The organism is Campylobacter sp. CH186, assembly GCF_004378925.1.
Lineage (GTDB): Bacteria > Campylobacterota > Campylobacteria > Campylobacterales > Campylobacteraceae > Campylobacter_D > Campylobacter_D jejuni.
The window spans coordinates 25,727-45,491 of record NZ_RYYB01000010.1; the positions used below are offsets into that span (position 1 = coordinate 25,727).

Sequence of the window (19,765 nt, forward strand, 5' to 3'; positions counted from 1 at the left end):
TTTTAACCTCTTAGATTTTGAAGTTCAACTGATATTTTTTCAAGTTGAATTTTTAAATTTTCTAGAGCTTCTTTATTTTGCTCCACCACCTCTTTAGGTGCGTTAGCAATGAATTTTTCATTTGAAAGCATGGAGTTAAGCTTGAAGCTTTCTTTTTCAAGCTTATTTTTTTGATTTTCAAGTCTTGTTAAAATACCACTTAAATCAACATTTTCAAGCGTAATGAAAATTTCTAAATTCTCGCTAACATCACATATTGCCTTTGGTAATTTTTCTTCACTAAATTCTATTTGCTCGCACTTTGCGAGCATCATGATAAAATTCATATAAGCTTTGATTTCATTTTTGATTTTTTTATCGTTAAATTTGATATAAGCTTTTTCTATTTTAGAATTTCCAAGATCGATTAAGCTTTTAGCACGACGGATGCCAACTATGCTTTCTATGAGTAAAGAAAAGATTTTTTCTATATTTTTATCTTGTTCTTTAAATTTTGGATATTTGCTTATCATAATAGAAGGGCTTGTTTTAAGTTCTGTATCACTTAGTTTGTGGTATAAATACTCGCTGATAAAAGGCATGAAAGGATTTAAAAGTTTTAAAGCTTCTTTGAAAATACTACCAAGTTCTTTAACGCTTGATTTTTCGGCTTTACTAAGTTCTATACCCCAATCGCAAAAATCATCCCAAAAGAATTTATATAGGGTATTAGCTGCATCATTAAAGCGATAATTGTCTAAATTTTCTCTTACATCTTTAACACAAGTTTGAAATTTGGCATAGATATATTTTGCTAATTCTGAATGAAGTGTAATATTTTCTAAATCTTCAAATTTACTTTCATTTAAAAGCAGATAATTTGTAGCATTATAAATTTTATTTGTAAAATTTCTAACTTGCAAAAGTTTATCATTACTAAGCTTGATATCACGTCCTTGTATAGCAAGAAGTGCTAAAGTAAAGCGTAAAATATCAGCACTATATTCTTTAATGCTTTCATTTGGATCGATAACATTTCCAAGGCTTTTGCTCATCTTTCTACCTTGTTCATCTTTTACGAGAGCGTGTAAATAAATATCTTTAAAAGGAAGTTGATGTAAGGCATTAGTGCTTTGAAACATCATTCTAGCCACCCAGAAAAATAAAATATCAAAACCTGTAATGAGTAAAGAATTGGGATAAAAATCTTTTAAATCCTTTTCAGACCAAATTTTATCTTTACCCCAATTTTCATTCCCCCAACCTAAAGTACTCATAGCCCAAAGCCCCGAAGAAAACCAAGTATCAAGCACATCTTCATCTTGTTTGAAATTTTGACTTTGGCATTTCGGACAAGTTTTAGGCGTATGTTGGCTTGCCCATTCATGAGAGCATTCACAATAATAGACAGGAATTTGATGTCCCCACCAAAGTTGTCTTGAAATACACCAATCTCTTAAATCTTTCATCCAGGCATTAAAGCTATTTATCCAGTGATTTGGGTAAAATTTACTTTCTCCAAGCGCAACTTTTTCTATACTTTCTTGGGCGATTTCTTTTTTTACAAACCATTGTTTGGAGATATAAGGTTCAACTATATTGTTGCAACGATAACAATATCCTACTTGATTGTTATACTCTTCTATTTTTTCTATAAAACCAAGACTTTCAAGTTTGGTTACGATTTTTTCTCTTGCTTCTAAGCGTTCTAAACCTTGAAACTCTAAACAATGTTCGTTTAAAATTCCTTTTTCATTAAAAACACTTATAAATTCTAAATTATGCTTAAGTCCTACTTCATAATCATTCATGTCATGTGCGGGAGTAACTTTTACAACTCCTGTTCCAAATTCTTTTTCTACATGTTCATCAGCTATGATTTTAATGGCTTTTTTGCTTATAGGCAAAATCACTTCTTTACCCACAAATTTAGTATAGCGTTCATCATCAGGATGCACCATAACTGCAGTATCGCCAAAAAAAGTTTCAGGACGCGTTGTGGCTACTACTAAAAATTCATCGCTATCTTTTAAAAAGTATTTAATATGATAAAGTTTTCCTTTGTTTTCTTTGTATTCAACTTCTATATCACTTAAAGCGCCATCGTGAGTGCACCAATTTATCATGTAGTTTCCACGTACAATAAGTCTTTTATCATAAAGTTCCACAAAGGCTTTTTTTACGGCATTAACCAAACCTTCATCCATAGTAAAACGCAAGCGACTCCATGCAGGAGTGATGCCTAGTGTTCTCATTTGGTCTAAAATTTTTCCACCGCTTTGCTCTTTCCACTCCCAGACTTTTTCTATAAATTTCTCTCTACCTAGTTCTTCTTTTTTAATGCCTTGAGCAAGGAGTTGTTTTTCTACAACATTTTGAGTGGCAATACCTGCGTGATCAAGTCCTGGTTGATAAAGAACCTTATAACCGTCCATTCTTTTATAACGCGTCATAATATCTTGCAGAGTAAAAGTTAAAGCATGTCCTATGTGTAAAACTCCAGTGACATTAGGAGGAGGCATCATAATGCAGAAATTTTTATCTTTTTCTTGTATGGTTTTATTGCCATCGATCTCAAAATATCCGCGTTCTTCGCAAATTTGATAATACTCTTTTTCTAAATTTTTATCATACATTATTTGCCTTTATTGTTTTAGCTTATTTAATAGAGCTAATTTCTATAATTTCACAAAACGGGAAGAAATATTGTGCTGTATTAAGTCCAGTTTTCAAACTTTTGATATGTTTAGAAAAATCACTTCCTTTGCCATCTTTTTTAATTTGAAGTTTAAGTCTTTCTAAAATTTCTTCACGTGCTACATGTTCATTTAATTCTTTTGGATTGTTTAAATATGGGCTTAATCTATCTAGACTAATATATTTATAAGCTTTTTTCATATCTGAAAAGATAATTTCTTTGTTATAGATAGTTAATTTCATTTCCCCTTTTGGTAGCATTTTAACAAAAATACTTAGATAATAATCTTTTGCATTATCTTGTATAACGCTTAGCATATCTTTTAACAGATTGATTCTGTATTGGCTTAAAAATTTTCCATCTAAAACATAAACTTTCATATTTTCTGTGCTAAGTTCAGGTTCTAAACGACTGTTTTTTCCTATGCTTAGATACTCTCTAGCGGTATTTAGATATTTATTTTTGTTTGATTTGTTTGATTGAAGTTCTTTTTTTACAGCTCTTTCTCTTTCTAAGATCTTTTGTTGTTTGCTGATTTCTTTTTTAAGAGCTTCTATTTTGGCTTGTTTATTTTCTTGTTTTAATTTTTCTTTATCCGTATCTAAAATTTGCTTATTTTCATTTGTATTAATATTATTACTTGTATTGGTGTCATTATTTAAGCTTTGATTGTTTTCGCTTATTGATGTATTAAATGTATTGTTATTTAAGCTTTGATTTTCATCTAATGGGTTTGTTTCTTGCTTTTGGATGGTATTGTTATTAATATTTATATCTGATGAACTATTGTTGGTTTGGATCGAAGGTGAATAGGAATTATCGTAGTTATTGGTATACGATTTTTGTTCGGTGTAAGTGTTGGTATTTAAGGTGTAATTCTTTGGTTTTGAATATTCAAAAAGATAATAATATGTTCCACCTAATATCACAATAACAGCAATTAATATGCCAACAATAATAGAAAAAATTTTCAAATTCATTTGCTATCCCTTAAAAACAGAAAGTTAAATAATTTTAGCATTGTACTATAATCTAATATAAAGTAATTTTAAATTTCTATATTTTTAAGTAATTTTTTTTTATAATTTTAACTTTTATAAGGAAAATAATGCCACTTTCAAAATTAAATAATGAACAATATCTTGCTGCTACTGCTGATTTTGGACACAATCTTGTTATTGCAAGTGCAGGGACGGGAAAAACTTCTACTATTGTTGCAAGAATTTCTTATCTTTTAAGCAAGGGAGTGGCACCTCAAAAAATCATGCTTTTAACTTTCACAAACAAAGCCAGCAAAGAAATGATAGGGCGTTTAGGGAAATTTTTTGATAAAAATATTACCAGTAAAATACTTGCAGGAACTTTTCATAGTACGGCTTATACCTTACTTAGAAATGCGGATAAAAATATAGCCTTAAAGCAAGCAAGCGAGTTAAAAACTCTACTTAAAAGTGTCTATGAAAAAAGAACTTTTAGGCATTTAAGTGATATAAAACCTTATCAATCAAGTTATTTATATGATCTTTATTCTTTGTTTCAAAACAAAGCACACAATCAAGATTTTTATACTTGGTTTTGTCAAAACTACGAAGATCAAAGTATTTATGCTGAAATTTATGAAGATATTTTAAAAGAATATGATAATGAAAAAAAGCGTTTTAATTATGTAGATTTTAATGACTTACTTATCGATCTAAAAGAGCTTTTAAAAGAAGAAAAATATGAATTTGATGAAATTTTAGTAGATGAATATCAAGACACAAACACTTTGCAAAGTTCCTTAATAGAGGCTTTTCATAGTAAAAGTTTGTTTTGCGTAGGGGATTATGATCAAAGTATTTATGCTTTTAATGGAGCGGATATTAATATCATAGGTGGGTTTAAAGATCGTTTTAAAGATGCAAAAATTTTTTCTTTAAATAAAAACTACCGTTCATCAAGAAGTATTTTAGCTTTGGCTAATAAAGTGATTTTAAATAATGAAAGATTATATCCAAAAGAACTTATTGTTACAAGAAATGATGAGTTTAAAGCCCCATCTTTGCTTACTTTTGAAGAATTATTTGATCAGTATCAAAATATAGCCAAAATGATACTTACAAGCGGAGTAAGTTTGGAAGAAATTGCCGTGATTTTTCGCAACAACTCAAGTGCTGATGGGGTTGAAGTAGCTTTAAGGGAGCAGGGTATTGCAAGTGTGAGAAAGGGAAGTGGAAGTTTTTTTGAAAGTTTGGAAGTTAAAGCTTTTAGCTCCATGCTTGCGCTTGTGGTAAATCCTAAAGATATCATGGCTTTTATTCATTTGGTTCAATATACCAAGGGTGTGGGTGGAGTTTTAGCAAAAGAAATTTTTGACGCACTTTTAAAATTAGGGCATGGAAATTTAATAAAAGGTTTTTTAGATCCTGATAAAAATGTAAATTTGCAAAATCATCAAAAAAGAAATTATCAACTTGGGCTTTTTGCAGATTTGGAAGAATTAGCCAGCGAAACTCGTTTTAAATTTGAGAGTGAATTTGATGCACATCCTATTTTAAGACTTTCAAAAATCAATGATTTGTGCGCTAGAAATTTGGAAAAAATCTATCTTTTTTTAAAAAAAGCTATGGAAATAAAACATTCTTTGACTTTAGTCAATTTAATTTGTGAAAATTCTTTTTATAGAGAAATTTGCGAAGAACTTGCAACCAAAAGAGCGACAAATAAAGCAGGGCAGGTGGATTTATTAAGAAAGAGTGAAAATTTAGAAAAAATAGAAACAAAATTCAATGTCTTAAAAGAGCTTACAAAAAATTATAGCGATATTTACAAGTATTATAATTTTCTAACTTTAGGTGCAAGCGAAATGAGTAGTGGCAAAGGAGTTAATTTGCTTAGCGTGCATGCGAGTAAAGGCTTGGAATTTGATCTTGTTTTTGTGATTGATCTTGCGCAAGGTCGCTTTCCTAATCAAAAGCTTATGGGAATGGGTGGAAGCTTAGAAGAAGAAAGAAGACTTTTTTATGTTGCGGTAACTAGGGCAAAAAATATACTTTATTTAAGTTATGCTAAATATGATAAAAACAAAAAAACTTCTTTTGCTCCTTCTCGTTTTCTTATAGAAGCAGGGCTTTGCAAGGGAGAGTTAACTATAGATTGATAAAATTTCCTTTCAAGTAAGTTATATTATAAAGAAAGGTTTATTTTATGAAAAAAATATTAATTTTAAGTTTAGTAGCAGCAAGTTTTTTAAATGCTGAAATTTTAGTTTATGGTCCAGGTGGTCCTGCTTCTGTGCTAAAAGAGCTTGCTTTAAAATTTGAGGAAAAAACAAAAGAAAAGGTGATTGTAACCGCAGGTCCAACTCCAGCTTGGATAGATAAAGCAAAAGAAAATGCAGATTTGATTTTTTCAGGCAATACTTCAATGATGGATGATTTTGCTAAAAAAATTCCAAGTTTAAGTTTGGAAAATTTAAGCGTTTTAAATGTGCGTCCATCAGGTATTATCGTGCGTCCAAATAATCCAAAAAATATTAAAAATTTTGAAGACATTTTAAAAGATGGCGTAAATGTTATGGTGGTTGATGGTGCAGGACAAGTTGGACTTTATGAAGATATGGCTTTAAAAAGTGCAAAAAGAGAAAATTTGGTAAAATTACGTAAAAATATAAAAATTTATGCTAAAAATTCCAAAGCTGCTGTAGATGAGTGGAATAACAATCCAAATATTGATGTTTTAATCATTTGGTCTCATTGGGCAAAGGCTTTAGGCGATGATAAAGCTTTATTTATCAAAGATAAAAATGCAGTGATTTATCGTGCAGCTGAAATAGCTCCTACAAAAAAAGGTTTAGAAAATAAAAAAGCTTTAGAATTTGTAGATTTTATTAAGAGTAAGGAAGCTCAAAAAGTGTGGAAAAAATATACTTGGAAAGAAATAAAATAATTTTCAGTGAAATTAAAAATAATTAATATTTATAGGATATAATTACTCCTAAAACATTAATTGTAATAATGTTTAAAATATCAAAAAAGGAAATTAAATGAGTACAGTAAATTTTAAAGGAAATCCTGTAAAACTTAAAGGAAATTCAGTAGAAGTTGGAGCAGATGCTCCTAAGGTAAATCTTAAAGCTAAAGATTTAAGCGTGATTGAAATCGGTGCAGCGGGTAAAACTCAAATCATTTTAAGTGTTCCAAGCTTAGATACACCAGTTTGTGCTACAGAGGCTAGAGAATTTAATAAAAAAGTAGCCAGTTACAATGGTGCTGAAGTGATTGTAGTAAGTATGGATTTACCTTTTGCTATGGGAAGATTTTGCAGTACAGAAGGTATTGAAAATTTAAGTGTCGCAAGTGATTTTGTGGCAAAAGAATTTGGTGAAAAATATGGTGTTTTGATAAATGAAGGTGCTTTAGAAGGGCTTTTAGCTCGTGCTGTATTTGTGATTAAAGAGGGTAAAGTGGCATATAAAGAACTTGTAAATGAAATCACAGAAATGCCAGATATTGTAAAACTTGATGCATTTTTTGGTGGTTCTAGCTGCTGCGGTGGTTGTGGTTGCCATTAATTTTGATTAAGCCCATTCTTAGGGCTTAATTTTTACATCTTCATTTTTTTTATTATTTTAAGTTGATTATTTTTTAATTGTTAAGTTGATTATTTTTAATATTTATTTTGTGTAAGAAAAATATAAAAAGGACAATAAAACTCCTATAAAATAGAGCTTTAAAATTATTATTTTTATTAAAATTTCAAGAGATTTTTATACTCCATTTTTTATAATAAGATGATTTTTTTATTTTGGAGGAATAAGGATGAATAGAAGGGATTTTATTAAAAATACCGCTATTGCAAGTGCTGCTAGTGTTGCAGGACTTAGTGTTCCAAGCTCTATGCTTGGCGCGCAAGAAGAAGATTGGAAATGGGATAAGGCTGTTTGTAGATTTTGTGGAACTGGCTGTGGAATTATGATAGCCAGAAAAGATGGCAAAATCGTAGCAACAAAAGGTGATCCTGCAGCACCCGTAAATCGCGGACTTAATTGTATCAAAGGTTATTTTAATGCTAAGATCATGTATGGTGAAGATCGTCTTGTTATGCCTTTACTTCGCATGAATGAAAAAGGCGAATTTGATAAAAAAGGCAAATTTCAACAAGTTTCTTGGCAAAGAGCCTTTGATGAAATGGAAAAACAATTTAAAAAAGCCTACAATGAACTCGGCGTTACAGGTATAGGGATTTTTGGTAGTGGGCAATACACCATCCAAGAAGGTTATGCTGCTTTAAAACTTGCAAAAGCGGGCTTTAGAACAAATAATATCGATCCAAATGCAAGACATTGTATGGCCTCTGCAGTGGTTGGTTTTATGCAAACTTTTGGTGTAGATGAGCCATCAGGCTGTTATGATGATATAGAGCTTACAGATACTATTATCACTTGGGGGGCTAATATGGCTGAAATGCACCCAATCCTTTGGTCAAGAGTAAGCGATAGAAAACTAAGCAATCTTGATAAGGTCAAAGTTGTTAATCTAAGTACTTTTTCTAACCGTACTTCAAATATTGCTGATATTGAAATTATTTTTAAACCAAATACAGATTTGGCTATTTGGAACTACATAGCAAGAGAGATTGTTTATAATCATCCAGAGGCTATGGATATGAAATTTATCAAAGATCACTGCGTATTTGCAACTGGTTATGCTGATATTGGTTATGGTATGAGAAATAATCCAAATCATCCAAAATTTAAAGAAAGTGAAAAAGATACAGTTGAAAAAGAAAATGTAATCACTCTAGACGATGAAGAGGCTACTTCTTTATCTTATCTTGGCGTTAAAGCGGGTGATAAATTTGAAATGAAACATCAAGGTGTGGCTGATAAAAACTGGGAAATTTCTTTTGAAGAATTTAAAAAAGGTTTAGCCCCTTATACTTTGGAATACACTGCAAAAGTAGCCAAAGGTGATGATAATGAGTCTTTGGAAGATTTTAAGAAAAAACTTCAAGAATTAGCTAATCTTTACATAGAGAAAAATCGCAAAGTCGTAAGTTTTTGGACTATGGGCTTTAATCAACACACAAGAGGTTCTTGGGTAAATGAACAAGCTTATATGGTGCATTTTTTACTAGGAAAGCAAGCTAAACCAGGTAGTGGAGCCTTTTCTTTAACAGGACAGCCAAGTGCCTGTGGAACAGCTAGGGAAGTAGGAACTTTCTCGCATCGTTTGCCTGCAGATATGGTTGTAGCCAATCCAAAACACAGAGAAATTTCTGAAAAAATTTGGAAAGTTCCTGCAAAGACCATCAACCCAAAACCAGGCTCTCCTTATCTTAATATCATGAGAGATTTAGAAGATGGAAAAATTAAATTTGCATGGGTGCAAGTGAATAATCCATGGCAAAACACTGCAAATGCAAATCACTGGATCGCAGCAGCAAGAGAAATGGATAATTTTATTGTTGTAAGTGATTGTTATCCTGGAATTTCAGCAAAAGTAGCTGATCTTATTTTACCAAGTGCTATGATTTATGAAAAATGGGGTGCTTATGGTAATGCTGAAAGAAGAACTCAACATTGGAAACAACAAGTTTTACCTGTAGGTGCTGCCATGAGTGATACTTGGCAAATTTTAGAATTTGCAAAACGCTTTAAGCTTAAAGAAGTTTGGAAAGAGCAAAAAGTGGATAATAAGCTTACCTTGCCAAGTGTTTTAGAAGAGGCAAAAGCTATGGGTTATAGTGAAGATGATACACTTTTTGATGTGCTATTTGCCAATAAAGAAGCAAAAAGCTTTAATCCAAACGATGCTATCGCAAAAGGCTTTGATAATACTGATGTTAAAGGCGATGAGAGAAAAATTCAAGGCAGTGATGGAAAAGAATTTACAGGTTATGGCTTTTTCGTTCAAAAATACCTTTGGGAAGAATATCGTAAATTTGGCTTAGGACACGGACATGATTTAGCGGATTTTGATACCTATCATAAAGTAAGGGGTTTAAGATGGCCTGTGGTTAATGGCAAGGAAACACAATGGAGATTTAATACTAAATTTGATTATTATGCTAAAAAAGCGGCTCCAAATTCAGATTTTGCTTTTTATGGTGATTTTAACAAAATGCTTACAAATGGGGATTTAATAGCTCCTAAAGATGAAAAAGAGCACAGTATTAAAAATAAGGCTAAAATTTTCTTTAGGCCATTTATGAAAGCACCTGAAAGACCAAGTAAAGAGTATCCATTCTGGCTTGCAACAGGAAGGGTTTTAGAGCATTGGCATAGTGGAACTATGACTATGCGTGTGCCTGAGCTTTACCGCGCTGTGCCTGAAGCACTTTGCTATATGAGTGAGAAAGATGGAGAGAAATTAGGCTTAAATCAAGGTGATTTGGTTTGGGTGGAATCTCGTCGTGGTAAAGTAAAAGCAAGAGTAGATATGCGTGGAAGAAACAAACCGCCTGTAGGACTTGTATATGTGCCGTGGTTTGATGAGAATGTATATATCAATAAAGTTACTTTGGATGCGACTTGTCCGCTTTCAAAACAAACTGACTTTAAAAAATGTGCTGTAAAAATTTACAAGGCTTAATTTAGGGTTTTGATTAAATGAAAGGTAGAAGAGAATTTTTCGTTAGTGCCTTTAAGGCTGTATGTTTATGTACAGGAGGCGGATTTTTGGCTAATTTGGCTTTAAAAGCCGATGATAATTATGCTTTGCGTCCTCCTGGGGCTGAAGATGAAGCTAGGTTTTTAAGCAAATGTATTCGTTGTGGGCTTTGTGTAAAAGCCTGTCCTTATGATACTTTAAAGCTTGCTAGCTTGTTAGATAGTCCAAAAAATGGCACACCTTTTTTTAAGGCAAGAGAAATTCCTTGTTATCTTTGTAAGGATATTCCTTGCATTAGAGAATGTCCAACCGATGCTTTAGATAAAAAGCATTTAGAACAGGGTATAGAATCTTTGAAAATGGGTATTGCTATTGTTGATAGTGCTTCTTGTGTGGCACACTGGGGAATTCAATGTGATGCTTGTTATAGAGCTTGTCCTTTGATAGATAGGGCTTTAAAACTTGAGCTTAAACGCAATGAACGCACCGCCAAGCATGCTTTTTTACTACCTAGCGTGGATCATGAAGTGTGTGTAGGTTGTGGGCTTTGTGAACTTGCTTGTATTACTGAAAAACCGGCCATTCGTGTTTTGCCAAGGGAGTATGTATTGGGAAAAGCAGGATCTCATTATGTAAAAGGCTGGGATGAAAAAGATGAAGGTCGTATAAAAAATGCAGTTACTTCAAAACATTTTGATGCTAAAAAAGCAACCAATTATTTAAATAATGGAGAACTGTGATGAAGTATTTAATTGCTAGACGCATCGTTCAGCTTGGAATTTTAGCGCTTTTTAGTTTTAAAGCTACAGATTTTATCTTGCAGGGAAATTTAAGTTCTTCTAGACTTTTTAATACCATACCTTTAAGCGATCCTTTTGCGGTTTTGCAAATCATTTTAGCAAGCTGGAGTATAGATTTAATGGCTTTAATAGGAGCTTTGATTATATTTTTTATCTATGGTTTGCTTTTAGGAAGGGTTTTTTGCTCTTGGGTTTGTCCTGTTAATTTAATCACAGATTTTGCTGCTTTTGTGCGAAATAAATTAACCCTTAATAATAAATTTTTAATTTTGCCTAAAAATTTACGCTATTTTGTATTGGTCTTGGTTTTAGTCCTTTCTTTTGTATTTTCATTGCCCGTGTTTGAAAGTTTTTCTTATATAGGAATGATACATAGAGGGATTATTTTTGCTACAAGTTCTTGGATTTTTGTAGCCTTTATACTTTTTTGTATCGATACTTTTTTAAGCCCTAGGGCAATTTGTTCACACTTTTGTCCACTAGGAGCTTTTTATGCTTTTATTTCTCGTTTTGCTTTGCTTAAAATAAAGCATGATAGTGATAAATGCACTAAATGTTATGAATGTATCCGTATTTGTCCTGAAAAACAGGTTTTGTGGATGGTTGGAAAAGAAAGTACTAGCGTGAAATCAGGAGAGTGTATAAGGTGTGCAAGATGTATAGAAGTTTGTAATGATGATGCTTTGAATTTTAATATTTTTGATTTAAGGAATAAATAATGAAGAAGAAATTGGTTTTATTAGGAAGTGCTGCAGTGGTATTTTTTGCAGCTTGCGCAATGAATAGTGGGGTAAGTTCGGAACAAATTGGACTTAGAAAAGCAAGTTTAGAAAATGAAAATAAAGTAAATTTAGTGGAAGCAAATTTCATAACTTTACAACCTGGGGAATCTACTCGTTTTGAGCGTTCTTATGAAAATGCACCACCATTAATTCCGCATGCTATTGAAGATTTGTTACCTATAACTAAAGATAACAATATGTGTTTAAGCTGCCATGATAAGGCTATAGCAGCAGATGCTGGTGCAACTCCACTTCCTGCTAGTCATTATTATGATTTTAGACACAATAAAACCACAGGAGATATGATTAGCGACAGTCGTTTTAATTGTACTCAGTGTCATGTTCCACAAAGCGATGCAAAACCTTTAGTGGGAAATAGCTTTAAACCTGAATTTAAAAATGAACAATTAAAAAGTCGTTCAAATTTAATTGATGTGATTAATGAGGGTGTAAAGTAGATAAATGAAAAAATTTCTTTTTATTTTGAGTCTTTTTTGTGTTTTGTCTTATGCTTATGAGCTGAAATTAAATGCCAATATAACAGCTTTAAAGCTTGATAAGAAAAACTTATATATAGGCACTGATAAAGGTGAAATTTTACAATATAACATTAAAGATAAAAGTTTAAAAGAACTTTTATCTTTGCCAAAGATTAAAAATTATTATGGCGATGATTTTGCTAAAATTTACAACATTGATGTTTTTAAACATACACTTTTAATACTTAGCGAGGGTGATTTTGGTGCTAAAAATTTAAGTTTTTATAAGGAAAATTTACAAATCAAAAAGCTCGAAGAAAATAGCATAATAAAAGCATTTTTTATCAATGAAAATACTTATCTTTTGATTTCTATTGGTTCTGAAATAGAATTGATTGATAAAAGCTTAAAGAATATAAAAAAATTTAATTTTTCCCATTCTAGTCTTAATGATGCAGTTTTAAATGAAGATAAGAGTAGACTAGTTGCAGGTTTTGAGAGTGGCGAAGTAGAACTTTTTGATTTGAAAAATTGGAAGATGTTAAAAAACTATGATAAAATGCATAAAGATAATATCTATCAAGTAGATTTTAAAAATAATATTATTTTAAGTTGTGGAACGGATAGGCGTATAGGAGTTGTAAAAAATGAAGAGCAAAATTTTTTGCAAAAAGATTTTTTGATATATACTTGTGCTTTAAGTCCTAATGGAGAATTCGCTGTTTATAGCGATAATGAAGCTGGAGTTAGTGAAGTTTTTAGCACAAGTGATTTTAAGCCTGTTAAAACTTTTAATAATGAAAATTTGATGAGTGAGTTTATTATTTTTCTAAACAATAAAGATTTTATCGTTTCAGGCTTTGGTGATAGTATAATGTTTAGGAGTATTGATGAATAATCTTTCTAGTGTTTTGATTTTAGCAAAAGAAGAATATATAAATGATTTAAAAAAGGCTATATCTGAAATTCCTTTTTGTTCTGTAGAACTTTGTGAAAATGAAAAGATTATAGTTGTGATTGAAAGTGAAAATTTAGAAGATGAATTAAACTCTTATAAAATGCTTGAGAAATTGCCAAATATTATCAGTATTAATATGGTTTTTTCTTATCAAGATTTAAATGATGATATCCAAAAAGCAATCAATAGTGGCGCAATAGAAACGATAGAAAAAAATGAAAATGCTGAGAATGTTCGCTACTATGGTAGTGTATTTAATCAATTTTCTTAAAGTGTAAAGATGGTATTTTTAATCCCATTGCTTATTATAATTGGTGTTATTTTTGGAATTGATTATGTGTATTTTAAAAATCAAGATTTAAAAGTGCAAGTTAAAAAAGAACAAAAAGAATTAAATTCTAGTTTAGAGAAAGAAAAAAAAGAATATATAGAAAAATTGTTTAAAACAAAATAGACATTAAAAATCATTTTATTTTCTTAAAGATAAATTAAAAAGCTTTTTGCTAGAATTAAAGAAAAATTTTAGGAAACAGTGATGAAAAATACAGTCACTGAAGCTTCTATCTATGAGGCTCAAGGGTTAAAAGACGAAGCTTTAGAAATTTATAAAAATATCTTAAAAGAAGATCCGGATAACCAAAACGCTATTGATGCGGTTCGTCGTCTTAGTGGTTTTAGATCCAAGCATAAAGACTTAAACACTCAAATGTTGGATTTTTTTATTAATATGAAAAGCGATGAAGAAATTAATGAATTTAAAAGGTGGTTGATAAAAATATGAATTTGGAAGATTTAGCTAAAAAAACCATTAGCGAAGTTAGCTCTATCATGGAAGAGCAAAGAAGACAAAATGAAATTTTAAAAGAACAAGAATTAAATAGAAAAACTGAAATAAAAGATGAATTACCGCCTATGGAGTTTGTATGCGAAGAGCTCGATACTCCGCAAGACTTAGAAGATAAAATTTCTATGGCAAAATTTGAAGAAGAGCAAAAAATACAAAATAATATTGAAATTTCTACTCAGGAAAATAAAGAGTTTAAAAAAGAAGAGCCTTTTTTACAAAGTGAAATTTTAAATCCTAGTGTTATGACAGAGGTTCAAACGCTTAATGAGGATATTTTTTTAAAACATCTTAGAGAGAGAATTTTAGTTCTTTTTGAAGGTTTAAATAGTATAAAAAAAGATGATCTTGAAAATAGGTTAAACTTGACCATAAATTTTTTAGAGTTTTTACTTGCAAATATCGAAGATAAGCTTAAAAAATAATTCCGATTTACAGTTTATTGCTGAGTTTTTAAAGCCTTATACCAAACGAGCGTATTTGGTTGGAGGTAGCGTTAGGGATTTGTTTTTAGGTTTAAAAATTTGTGACTATGATATAGAGCTTTATGATATAAAACTTAAAGATTTTGAAAAGATTATGCAAAAATTGGGTGCACAAGGCTTTGGAAAAAGTTTTTTTGTGTATAAGTTTAAAAATTATGATTTAGCTCTTGCTAGAACTGAAAACAAAATAAGCTATGGACATAAAGGTTTTGAAGTTCAAATTTGCAATGATGAAAAACTTGGCGCCAAAAGACGCGATTTTACCATAAATTCTATGATGATTAATCTTTTTAACGATGAGTTTTTAGATTTTTACGGAGGATTAAAAGATCTAGGAGCAGGCTTTTTAAGGCATATTGACAAACAAAGCTTTCAAGAGGATAGTTTAAGAGTATTAAGAGCGGTAGTATTTGCTTCAAGGTTTAACTTTAAGATAACTAGTGAAAGCTTGAAATTGATGCAAAGTATGGATATAACTGATCTTAGTAAAGATAGGATCAATGCGGAGCTTTATAAATTCTTTAAAAGTCCTAGACTTGATGTTGGCTATAGATATTTGCAAGAACTTGACTTAGAAAAACAGATTTTCGGCTTTGAGAGTATTTTTAAGAGTTTGGAATTTCAAAATTTACTCAGACAAAGTAGAGAATTTGTAAAAAGCGATGCTTTATTCTTGTATTTGTATTTGAATTTTTTTAATTTAGAAAAAGATATATTTTTTAAAAGAACTAAACTTAAAAAAGAATACCTAAAATACGCAAATCAAGCTTTTTATCTTGATGATATAAGTGATTTTGAACTAGCAAAAATTGCTTTTGAAATGCCTTTGAAGGAATGGCTTGGACTTTGGAGTAAAAAGCGTATTGAGCAAGCTAAAAGATTAGGGCTTTATGAGAATAAGTTTGAAAGTAAAATTTTAGCAAAAGATTTCATAAATGCTGGATTTTGTGGTAAAATTCTTGGTTTAAAGCTTCAAGAAGCAAGAGAGAATGAATTAAAAGAATATATAAAAGGTTTAGCTAAATGATTTCTGTATTAAAAATTTGCACCAAAGATCAAAAAGGTTTAATTTATAGAATTTCTGATGTTATTTTTAAATATCATATCAATATAGTAAAAAACGATGAATTTGTAGGCGAAGGAATGTTTTTTTTTCGTGCTCTTTTAGAAGGTGAATTTGATAAAGAAGCTTTTATAGGAACGCTTGAAGCTATGCTTGGACAAGAATCCTTGATAGAACTTTGCGAGAAGAGAAAAAAAGATATTGTTGTTTTTGCTACTAAAGAAAGTCATTGTTTGGGAGATTTGCTAGTAAAGCATTATAGTAACGAACTTGAAGCAAATATCAAAGCTGTGATTTCAAATCACAACTCTTTAAAGGATTTAGTTGAGAAATTTGAAATTCCTTATCATTTTATCAGCGCTGAAAATTTAGATCGAAAAGAGCAAGAAAATCAGATTTTAAAATGTCTTGAACAATATAAATTTGATTATTTGGTTTTGGCAAAATATATGCGAATTTTATCTCCTGATTTTGTTAGGCATTTTGAAGGTAAGATTATAAATATTCACCATTCTTTTTTACCTGCATTTATAGGAGCAAATCCTTATAAACAAGCCTTTGAAAGAGGGGTTAAAATAATTGGAGCTACGGCACATTTTGTAAATAATAATCTTGATGAAGGTCCTATTATCACTCAAGCTGTTTTACCTGTAAACCATGAATTTACTTGGCAAGATATGCAGCAAGCAGGTAGAAATATAGAAAAAGATGTTCTTTCAAAAGCACTTGATTTGGTTTTTGAAGATAGAATTTTTATACATAATAATAAAACTATAATATTTTAATGCGATAATTTTACTATAGTTTTATTTAAAGCATTAAAAAAATAATCAATATCCTCTTTTTCATGCGTATAATGCAAGCTTATTCTTAACCAACCTGGTTTTGTTTTAAGTTTTTGATTATCTTTTAAGCCTAGCAAATCATGACCATAAGGCCCAGCACAAGCACATCCAGCGCGTGTTTCTATGTGGTATTTTTTACTAAGTTCGTAAGCGATATCAAAAGGAGAAATTCCTTTGATATTGAAAGCAAAAATAGGCAATCGGGTTTTTAAATTCTTTGCGTATAAAATTAAATTAGGTATAGTTTTTAGTTTCTCAAAAAAATAATCTTTTAGAATTTCTTCTTTTTTTTCTATATTTTTAATCCCTATAGAATCTTTGATTTTAAAAGCTAAGCTAGCGCGAATGAGTTGTAAAATTCCAGGTGTTCCTCCTTCTTCTAAAGCTTCTTCATTGCAAAGGTAGCATTGTGAAGTGCGAGAAACATAGCCCACAGTTCCACCTGCTGCAAAGCTAGGCTTGTTTCCACAAAGATCTTTTTTGATGGCTAAAAGTCCAGAACCACCAATACCACCGATTAATTTATGAGAACTTATAAACAACGCATCATAGTATTGACAAGATATGTTTTTATAGGGAATAAAACTAGATGCATCAAAAGCAACTATCCCTTTAAATTTACGAACCATTTCAGAAATGCGTTTGTAATCACTTAGTATCCCAGTAACATTTGAAGCTAAAGAAAAGCTAGCGATTATTTTTCTTTTTTTGTTTTTTTGTAAAGTTTTTTCTAGAAAATCAAAATCAATTTCCCCATTTTTATCCAAGGGAATTCTAATACATTCGCACAAGCCTTCTCGAAATGAAAGTTCATTAGAATGATGCTCATAAGGCCCTACGATAACTAAAGGTAAAGTATTTTTATCAATTTGCGTAAAATATCTTTCTTTTACAAGAGGGGGAATGTAAATGCCGATCAATTCTTGAAATTTTTTAATAGCACTGCTTGATCCTGTTCCACAAGCTATAAGGGCAAAATTTTCATCTAATGATAAACTTTTTTTTATATCTTTTCTTGCTTGTTCGTAAATTTGTTGAGTTTTAAAAGAATTTAAAGAGCTATCAGAATGTGTGTTTGCATAGGTTGGGAGAATTTTTGAAATTTCTTTTTCTACACATTTTAGAGCTAAAGCACTTGCTGTGAAGTCAAAATGCAAAATACCTTTTTTTAAGATCAATTCTTTTTTTAAATCTGAAATTTGCAAATACAATCCTTATAAAAATTTGCTAAAATTATACTATAAAAATGCTTTATAAAAGGAAAAATATAAAATTTAAGAACTTTGTAGATTTGCATAAGAATTTGTCTTTAAGTAAGCTTTTTGATTTTTATAGCGTGTTTGAAGGTTTTGAAAAATTAAACATTTTAAATTTTGAAGACGATGTATTTACAAATATAGAGCGAATTTTGCTTGATGACTATCTAAAAATTAAAAGTTATTTCGCCTTGGATGAAACAAGTTCTTACGCTCTTACTTTACTAGCTAAAAACAATCGCAAGCGTTTTTCTATCAATAGAAAAATTCAGCATTTTAAAGCTTTATCTACACTTAAATATCTTTTAGAAACAGGTATAATAAAACTTGAGTATAGTAAGGAAGCTAAAAAAATAAAAGATAAAAGACAAAAAATCAAAAAAGAACTAAGATCTTATGTTGTCCAAGATAAGATTATATTTAGCAACCATTTTACTCGTTTCTTTTTTTATTTTTTAAAGCCCAATGAAAAGCTTATTTTGCAAAATCGTTATAAAGAAGTTTTAGAATGTATTAAGGAAAAATTTGAACTTTATCAAAGTTTTTGTTTTGAACAGCTTTCTAGAGAATTGCTTGAGAAAAAATTCAATATCAATGGAGTGCAAAGTTACTGGGATAAGAATTTAGAACTTGATCTTTATTATCAAGATGAAAATTTGTGTTTTGTCGGAGAGGTTAAATTTAAAAATAAAAAAATTTGTAAAAATATTTTAAATCTTTTAAAATCAAAAGCAAAGTCTTTAAATTTGGCTCCAAATTATTACATTATAATCTCAAAAAATGGTTTTAGCAAGGAATTTGATAAAATATGCGAACAGAATTTGCTTTTACTTGATTTGAATGATTTTAAGATTTTATTAGAGGAATGATAAATGAATGAAAGTATTTTAAAAAGTTTAGACTCAAATGAAAAAGAAACCCTACAAAAAGGCTTAGAAAGTCTTATAGAACAAACTTATGTAATAGAAAATGAATACAAAACTTTAAATGAAAACTATAATTCCTTACGCGCAATGGTTGATGAGATTATAGAGGTATTGCCTAGTGCACTTTGGATTTTAGATAAAGAAAAAAATATTATTTTACAAAATCAAGAAGCCTTGAAAAATCCAAAATTACTTAGTATCATTAGTCTTGATAAAATTCGCGATGAGCTTGAATTTGAAGGTAGGTTTTATGCGGTAAAAATCATAGCACATAATGAAAAAACTATAGTTTCAGCTACAGATATTAGCGATGAAAAACGCAATGAAAGGCTTGCAAGCATGGGCAGTGTGGCGGCTCATTTGGCACATGAGATAAGAAATCCTATTGGATCTATATCTTTACTTACTTCAACCCTTTTTGCTCGTAGTGAGCTTAAAAATAAGCATATAGTTCTTGAAATCCAAAAGGCTATTGCTAGAGTAGAGCGTATCGTAAATTCAACTTTACTTTTTACTAAGGGTGTGCACATCAATGCTTTAAATTTTAATCTTTTAGAGTTAAAAGAAGAGTGTGAAAGTGCCATTAACTCTTATAATTTTACTTCTCAAATAGACTTTGAAATATCTTTTTTGGATAAGCAGATTTGTGCTGATAAAGCTCTTCTTGGTTTGGTTTTGCAAAATTTGATTTATAATGCTATTGATGCGATAGAAGAAAGCGAATGTGAAAAGCCTATGATTAAAATTTTAGCAAGTTGTGATAATGAAAAAATATGCATCAGAGTGTATGATAATGGTTGTGAAATAAAAGATGAGAAATTAGTTTTTGAAGCTTTTAAAACAACAAAACTTAAAGGCAATGGGCTTGGTTTGTCTCTTTCTAAAGAAATCATAAACGCTCATAAGGGAGAGTTAAGTTTTCAAAGCGATCCTAAGAATTTTTATTTTACCTTACCTTTGGTGTGATAAATATTTTCTTTTCACCCCAAAACGGAACAGATTTTGCTTATATTATTTTAATATATTTAGGTTGAAGGCAAAAAAATCTAAATCAAGGA

Annotated in this window: 19 protein-coding genes; 16 read left to right on the top strand and 3 right to left on the bottom strand. The window is 30.3% G+C overall.

Annotation, left to right across the window (positions count from 1 at the left end):
- Positions 1 to 2: 2 nt before the first annotated feature.
- The gene (locus ELQ09_RS07845) at positions 3 to 2,615 is read right to left on the bottom strand and encodes a valine--tRNA ligase (RefSeq protein ID WP_088303691.1); all 2,613 of its coding nucleotides are present in this window, start codon (positions 2,613 to 2,615) and stop codon (positions 3 to 5) included.
- A 22-nt stretch (positions 2,616 to 2,637) separates the two neighbouring features.
- On the bottom strand, positions 2,638 to 3,657 hold the full coding sequence (locus ELQ09_RS07850) for a hypothetical protein (RefSeq protein WP_070277349.1): 1,020 nt from the start codon (positions 3,655 to 3,657) through the stop codon (positions 2,638 to 2,640).
- Positions 3,658 to 3,785: 128 nt separating this feature from the next.
- On the opposite strand from ELQ09_RS07850, the gene ELQ09_RS07855 reads away from it, so the two are divergent.
- The 14 genes from ELQ09_RS07855 (at position 3,786) to purU (ending at position 16,465) form a co-directional block, all read left to right on the top strand.
- Complete coding sequence (locus ELQ09_RS07855) at positions 3,786 to 5,816, top strand: ATP-dependent helicase (protein ID WP_134224964.1); 2,031 nt, start codon at positions 3,786 to 3,788, stop codon at positions 5,814 to 5,816.
- Positions 5,817 to 5,863: 47 nt separating this feature from the next.
- A complete protein-coding gene (gene peb2, locus ELQ09_RS07860) occupies positions 5,864 to 6,604 on the top strand; it encodes an AcfC family adhesin PEB2 (protein WP_088303689.1) in 741 nt (246 codons plus the stop codon).
- A gap of 97 nt (positions 6,605 to 6,701) precedes the next feature.
- Entirely contained in the window at positions 6,702 to 7,229 is a 528-nt protein-coding gene (gene tpx / locus ELQ09_RS07865; RefSeq protein ID WP_070286046.1) for a thiol peroxidase, read from the top strand.
- Positions 7,230 to 7,476: 247 nt separating this feature from the next.
- The gene (gene napA, locus ELQ09_RS07870; protein WP_002861425.1) at positions 7,477 to 10,251 is read left to right on the top strand and encodes a periplasmic nitrate reductase subunit alpha; all 2,775 of its coding nucleotides are present in this window, start codon (positions 7,477 to 7,479) and stop codon (positions 10,249 to 10,251) included.
- A gap of 17 nt (positions 10,252 to 10,268) precedes the next feature.
- Positions 10,269 to 11,009, top strand: a complete 741-nt coding sequence (gene napG / locus ELQ09_RS07875) for a ferredoxin-type protein NapG (RefSeq protein WP_134224963.1) — start codon at positions 10,269 to 10,271, stop codon at positions 11,007 to 11,009.
- Entirely contained in the window at positions 11,006 to 11,788 is a 783-nt protein-coding gene (gene napH / locus ELQ09_RS07880) for a quinol dehydrogenase ferredoxin subunit NapH (RefSeq protein ID WP_010891886.1), read from the top strand. Before napG ends, napH begins: the two co-directional genes overlap by 4 nt.
- Positions 11,785 to 12,309: a nitrate reductase cytochrome c-type subunit gene (locus ELQ09_RS07885; RefSeq protein ID WP_134263884.1), complete on the top strand. Its 525-nt coding sequence runs from the start codon at positions 11,785 to 11,787 to the stop codon at positions 12,307 to 12,309. The genes napH and ELQ09_RS07885 overlap by 4 nt, the downstream gene beginning before the upstream one ends.
- A gap of 4 nt (positions 12,310 to 12,313) precedes the next feature.
- Positions 12,314 to 13,228: a WD40 repeat domain-containing protein gene (locus ELQ09_RS07890; RefSeq protein WP_134224962.1), complete on the top strand. Its 915-nt coding sequence runs from the start codon at positions 12,314 to 12,316 to the stop codon at positions 13,226 to 13,228.
- On the top strand, positions 13,221 to 13,559 hold the full coding sequence (locus tag ELQ09_RS07895) for a chaperone NapD (RefSeq protein ID WP_002852435.1): 339 nt from the start codon (positions 13,221 to 13,223) through the stop codon (positions 13,557 to 13,559). The genes ELQ09_RS07890 and ELQ09_RS07895 overlap by 8 nt, the downstream gene beginning before the upstream one ends.
- Positions 13,560 to 13,568: 9 nt before the next feature.
- Complete coding sequence (tatA2, locus tag ELQ09_RS07900; protein WP_002852615.1) at positions 13,569 to 13,742, top strand: Sec-independent protein translocase subunit TatA2; 174 nt, start codon at positions 13,569 to 13,571, stop codon at positions 13,740 to 13,742.
- A gap of 78 nt (positions 13,743 to 13,820) precedes the next feature.
- The gene (locus ELQ09_RS07905; protein ID WP_002859818.1) at positions 13,821 to 14,069 is read left to right on the top strand and encodes a tetratricopeptide repeat protein; all 249 of its coding nucleotides are present in this window, start codon (positions 13,821 to 13,823) and stop codon (positions 14,067 to 14,069) included.
- Entirely contained in the window at positions 14,066 to 14,557 is a 492-nt protein-coding gene (locus tag ELQ09_RS07910) for a hypothetical protein (RefSeq protein ID WP_002856776.1), read from the top strand. The genes ELQ09_RS07905 and ELQ09_RS07910 overlap by 4 nt, the downstream gene beginning before the upstream one ends.
- Positions 14,526 to 15,644 (top strand): CCA tRNA nucleotidyltransferase, encoded by a 1,119-nt coding sequence (locus ELQ09_RS07915; RefSeq protein ID WP_070316497.1) that lies wholly within the window; start codon positions 14,526 to 14,528, stop codon positions 15,642 to 15,644. The genes ELQ09_RS07910 and ELQ09_RS07915 overlap by 32 nt, the downstream gene beginning before the upstream one ends.
- Complete coding sequence (purU, locus tag ELQ09_RS07920; protein WP_134263885.1) at positions 15,641 to 16,465, top strand: formyltetrahydrofolate deformylase; 825 nt, start codon at positions 15,641 to 15,643, stop codon at positions 16,463 to 16,465. The genes ELQ09_RS07915 and purU overlap by 4 nt, the downstream gene beginning before the upstream one ends.
- On the opposite strand, the gene ELQ09_RS07925 is transcribed toward purU, so the two are convergent.
- Positions 16,462 to 17,736, bottom strand: a complete 1,275-nt coding sequence (locus ELQ09_RS07925; protein WP_079747907.1) for an aminotransferase class V-fold PLP-dependent enzyme — start codon at positions 17,734 to 17,736, stop codon at positions 16,462 to 16,464. The two genes, purU and ELQ09_RS07925, sit on opposite strands and share 4 nt — an antisense overlap.
- Positions 17,737 to 17,771: 35 nt before the next feature.
- Here ELQ09_RS07925 and ELQ09_RS07930 point away from each other — a divergent pair, with 35 nt between their 5' ends.
- Together ELQ09_RS07930 and flgS are read left to right on the top strand one after the other, a co-directional pair.
- Positions 17,772 to 18,650, top strand: a complete 879-nt coding sequence (locus tag ELQ09_RS07930; RefSeq protein WP_011812736.1) for a DUF234 domain-containing protein — start codon at positions 17,772 to 17,774, stop codon at positions 18,648 to 18,650.
- Positions 18,651 to 18,653: 3 nt separating this feature from the next.
- The gene (flgS, locus tag ELQ09_RS07935; protein ID WP_088303683.1) at positions 18,654 to 19,673 is read left to right on the top strand and encodes a fla regulon two-component system sensor histidine kinase FlgS; all 1,020 of its coding nucleotides are present in this window, start codon (positions 18,654 to 18,656) and stop codon (positions 19,671 to 19,673) included.
- Positions 19,674 to 19,765 lie beyond the last annotated feature (92 nt).

Excerpts from the sequence above, each read along its gene's own strand:
- ELQ09_RS07845 (WP_088303691.1), bottom strand. The coding sequence starts at position 2,615 with ATGTATGATAAAAATTTAGAAAAAGAGTATTATCAAATTTGCGAAGAA.
- ELQ09_RS07850 (WP_070277349.1), bottom strand. The coding sequence starts at position 3,657 with ATGAATTTGAAAATTTTTTCTATTATTGTTGGCATATTAATTGCTGTT.
- ELQ09_RS07855 (WP_134224964.1), top strand. The coding sequence starts at position 3,786 with ATGCCACTTTCAAAATTAAATAATGAACAATATCTTGCTGCTACTGCT.
- peb2 (WP_088303689.1), top strand. The coding sequence starts at position 5,864 with ATGAAAAAAATATTAATTTTAAGTTTAGTAGCAGCAAGTTTTTTAAAT.
- tpx (WP_070286046.1), top strand. The coding sequence starts at position 6,702 with ATGAGTACAGTAAATTTTAAAGGAAATCCTGTAAAACTTAAAGGAAAT.
- napA (WP_002861425.1), top strand. The coding sequence starts at position 7,477 with ATGAATAGAAGGGATTTTATTAAAAATACCGCTATTGCAAGTGCTGCT.
- napG (WP_134224963.1), top strand. The coding sequence starts at position 10,269 with ATGAAAGGTAGAAGAGAATTTTTCGTTAGTGCCTTTAAGGCTGTATGT.
- ELQ09_RS07890 (WP_134224962.1), top strand. The coding sequence starts at position 12,314 with ATGAAAAAATTTCTTTTTATTTTGAGTCTTTTTTGTGTTTTGTCTTAT.
- ELQ09_RS07895 (WP_002852435.1), top strand. The coding sequence starts at position 13,221 with ATGAATAATCTTTCTAGTGTTTTGATTTTAGCAAAAGAAGAATATATA.
- tatA2 (WP_002852615.1), top strand. The coding sequence starts at position 13,569 with ATGGTATTTTTAATCCCATTGCTTATTATAATTGGTGTTATTTTTGGA.
- ELQ09_RS07910 (WP_002856776.1), top strand. The coding sequence starts at position 14,066 with ATGAATTTGGAAGATTTAGCTAAAAAAACCATTAGCGAAGTTAGCTCT.
- purU (WP_134263885.1), top strand. The coding sequence starts at position 15,641 with ATGATTTCTGTATTAAAAATTTGCACCAAAGATCAAAAAGGTTTAATT.
- ELQ09_RS07930 (WP_011812736.1), top strand. The coding sequence starts at position 17,772 with ATGCTTTATAAAAGGAAAAATATAAAATTTAAGAACTTTGTAGATTTG.
- flgS (WP_088303683.1), top strand. The coding sequence starts at position 18,654 with ATGAATGAAAGTATTTTAAAAAGTTTAGACTCAAATGAAAAAGAAACC.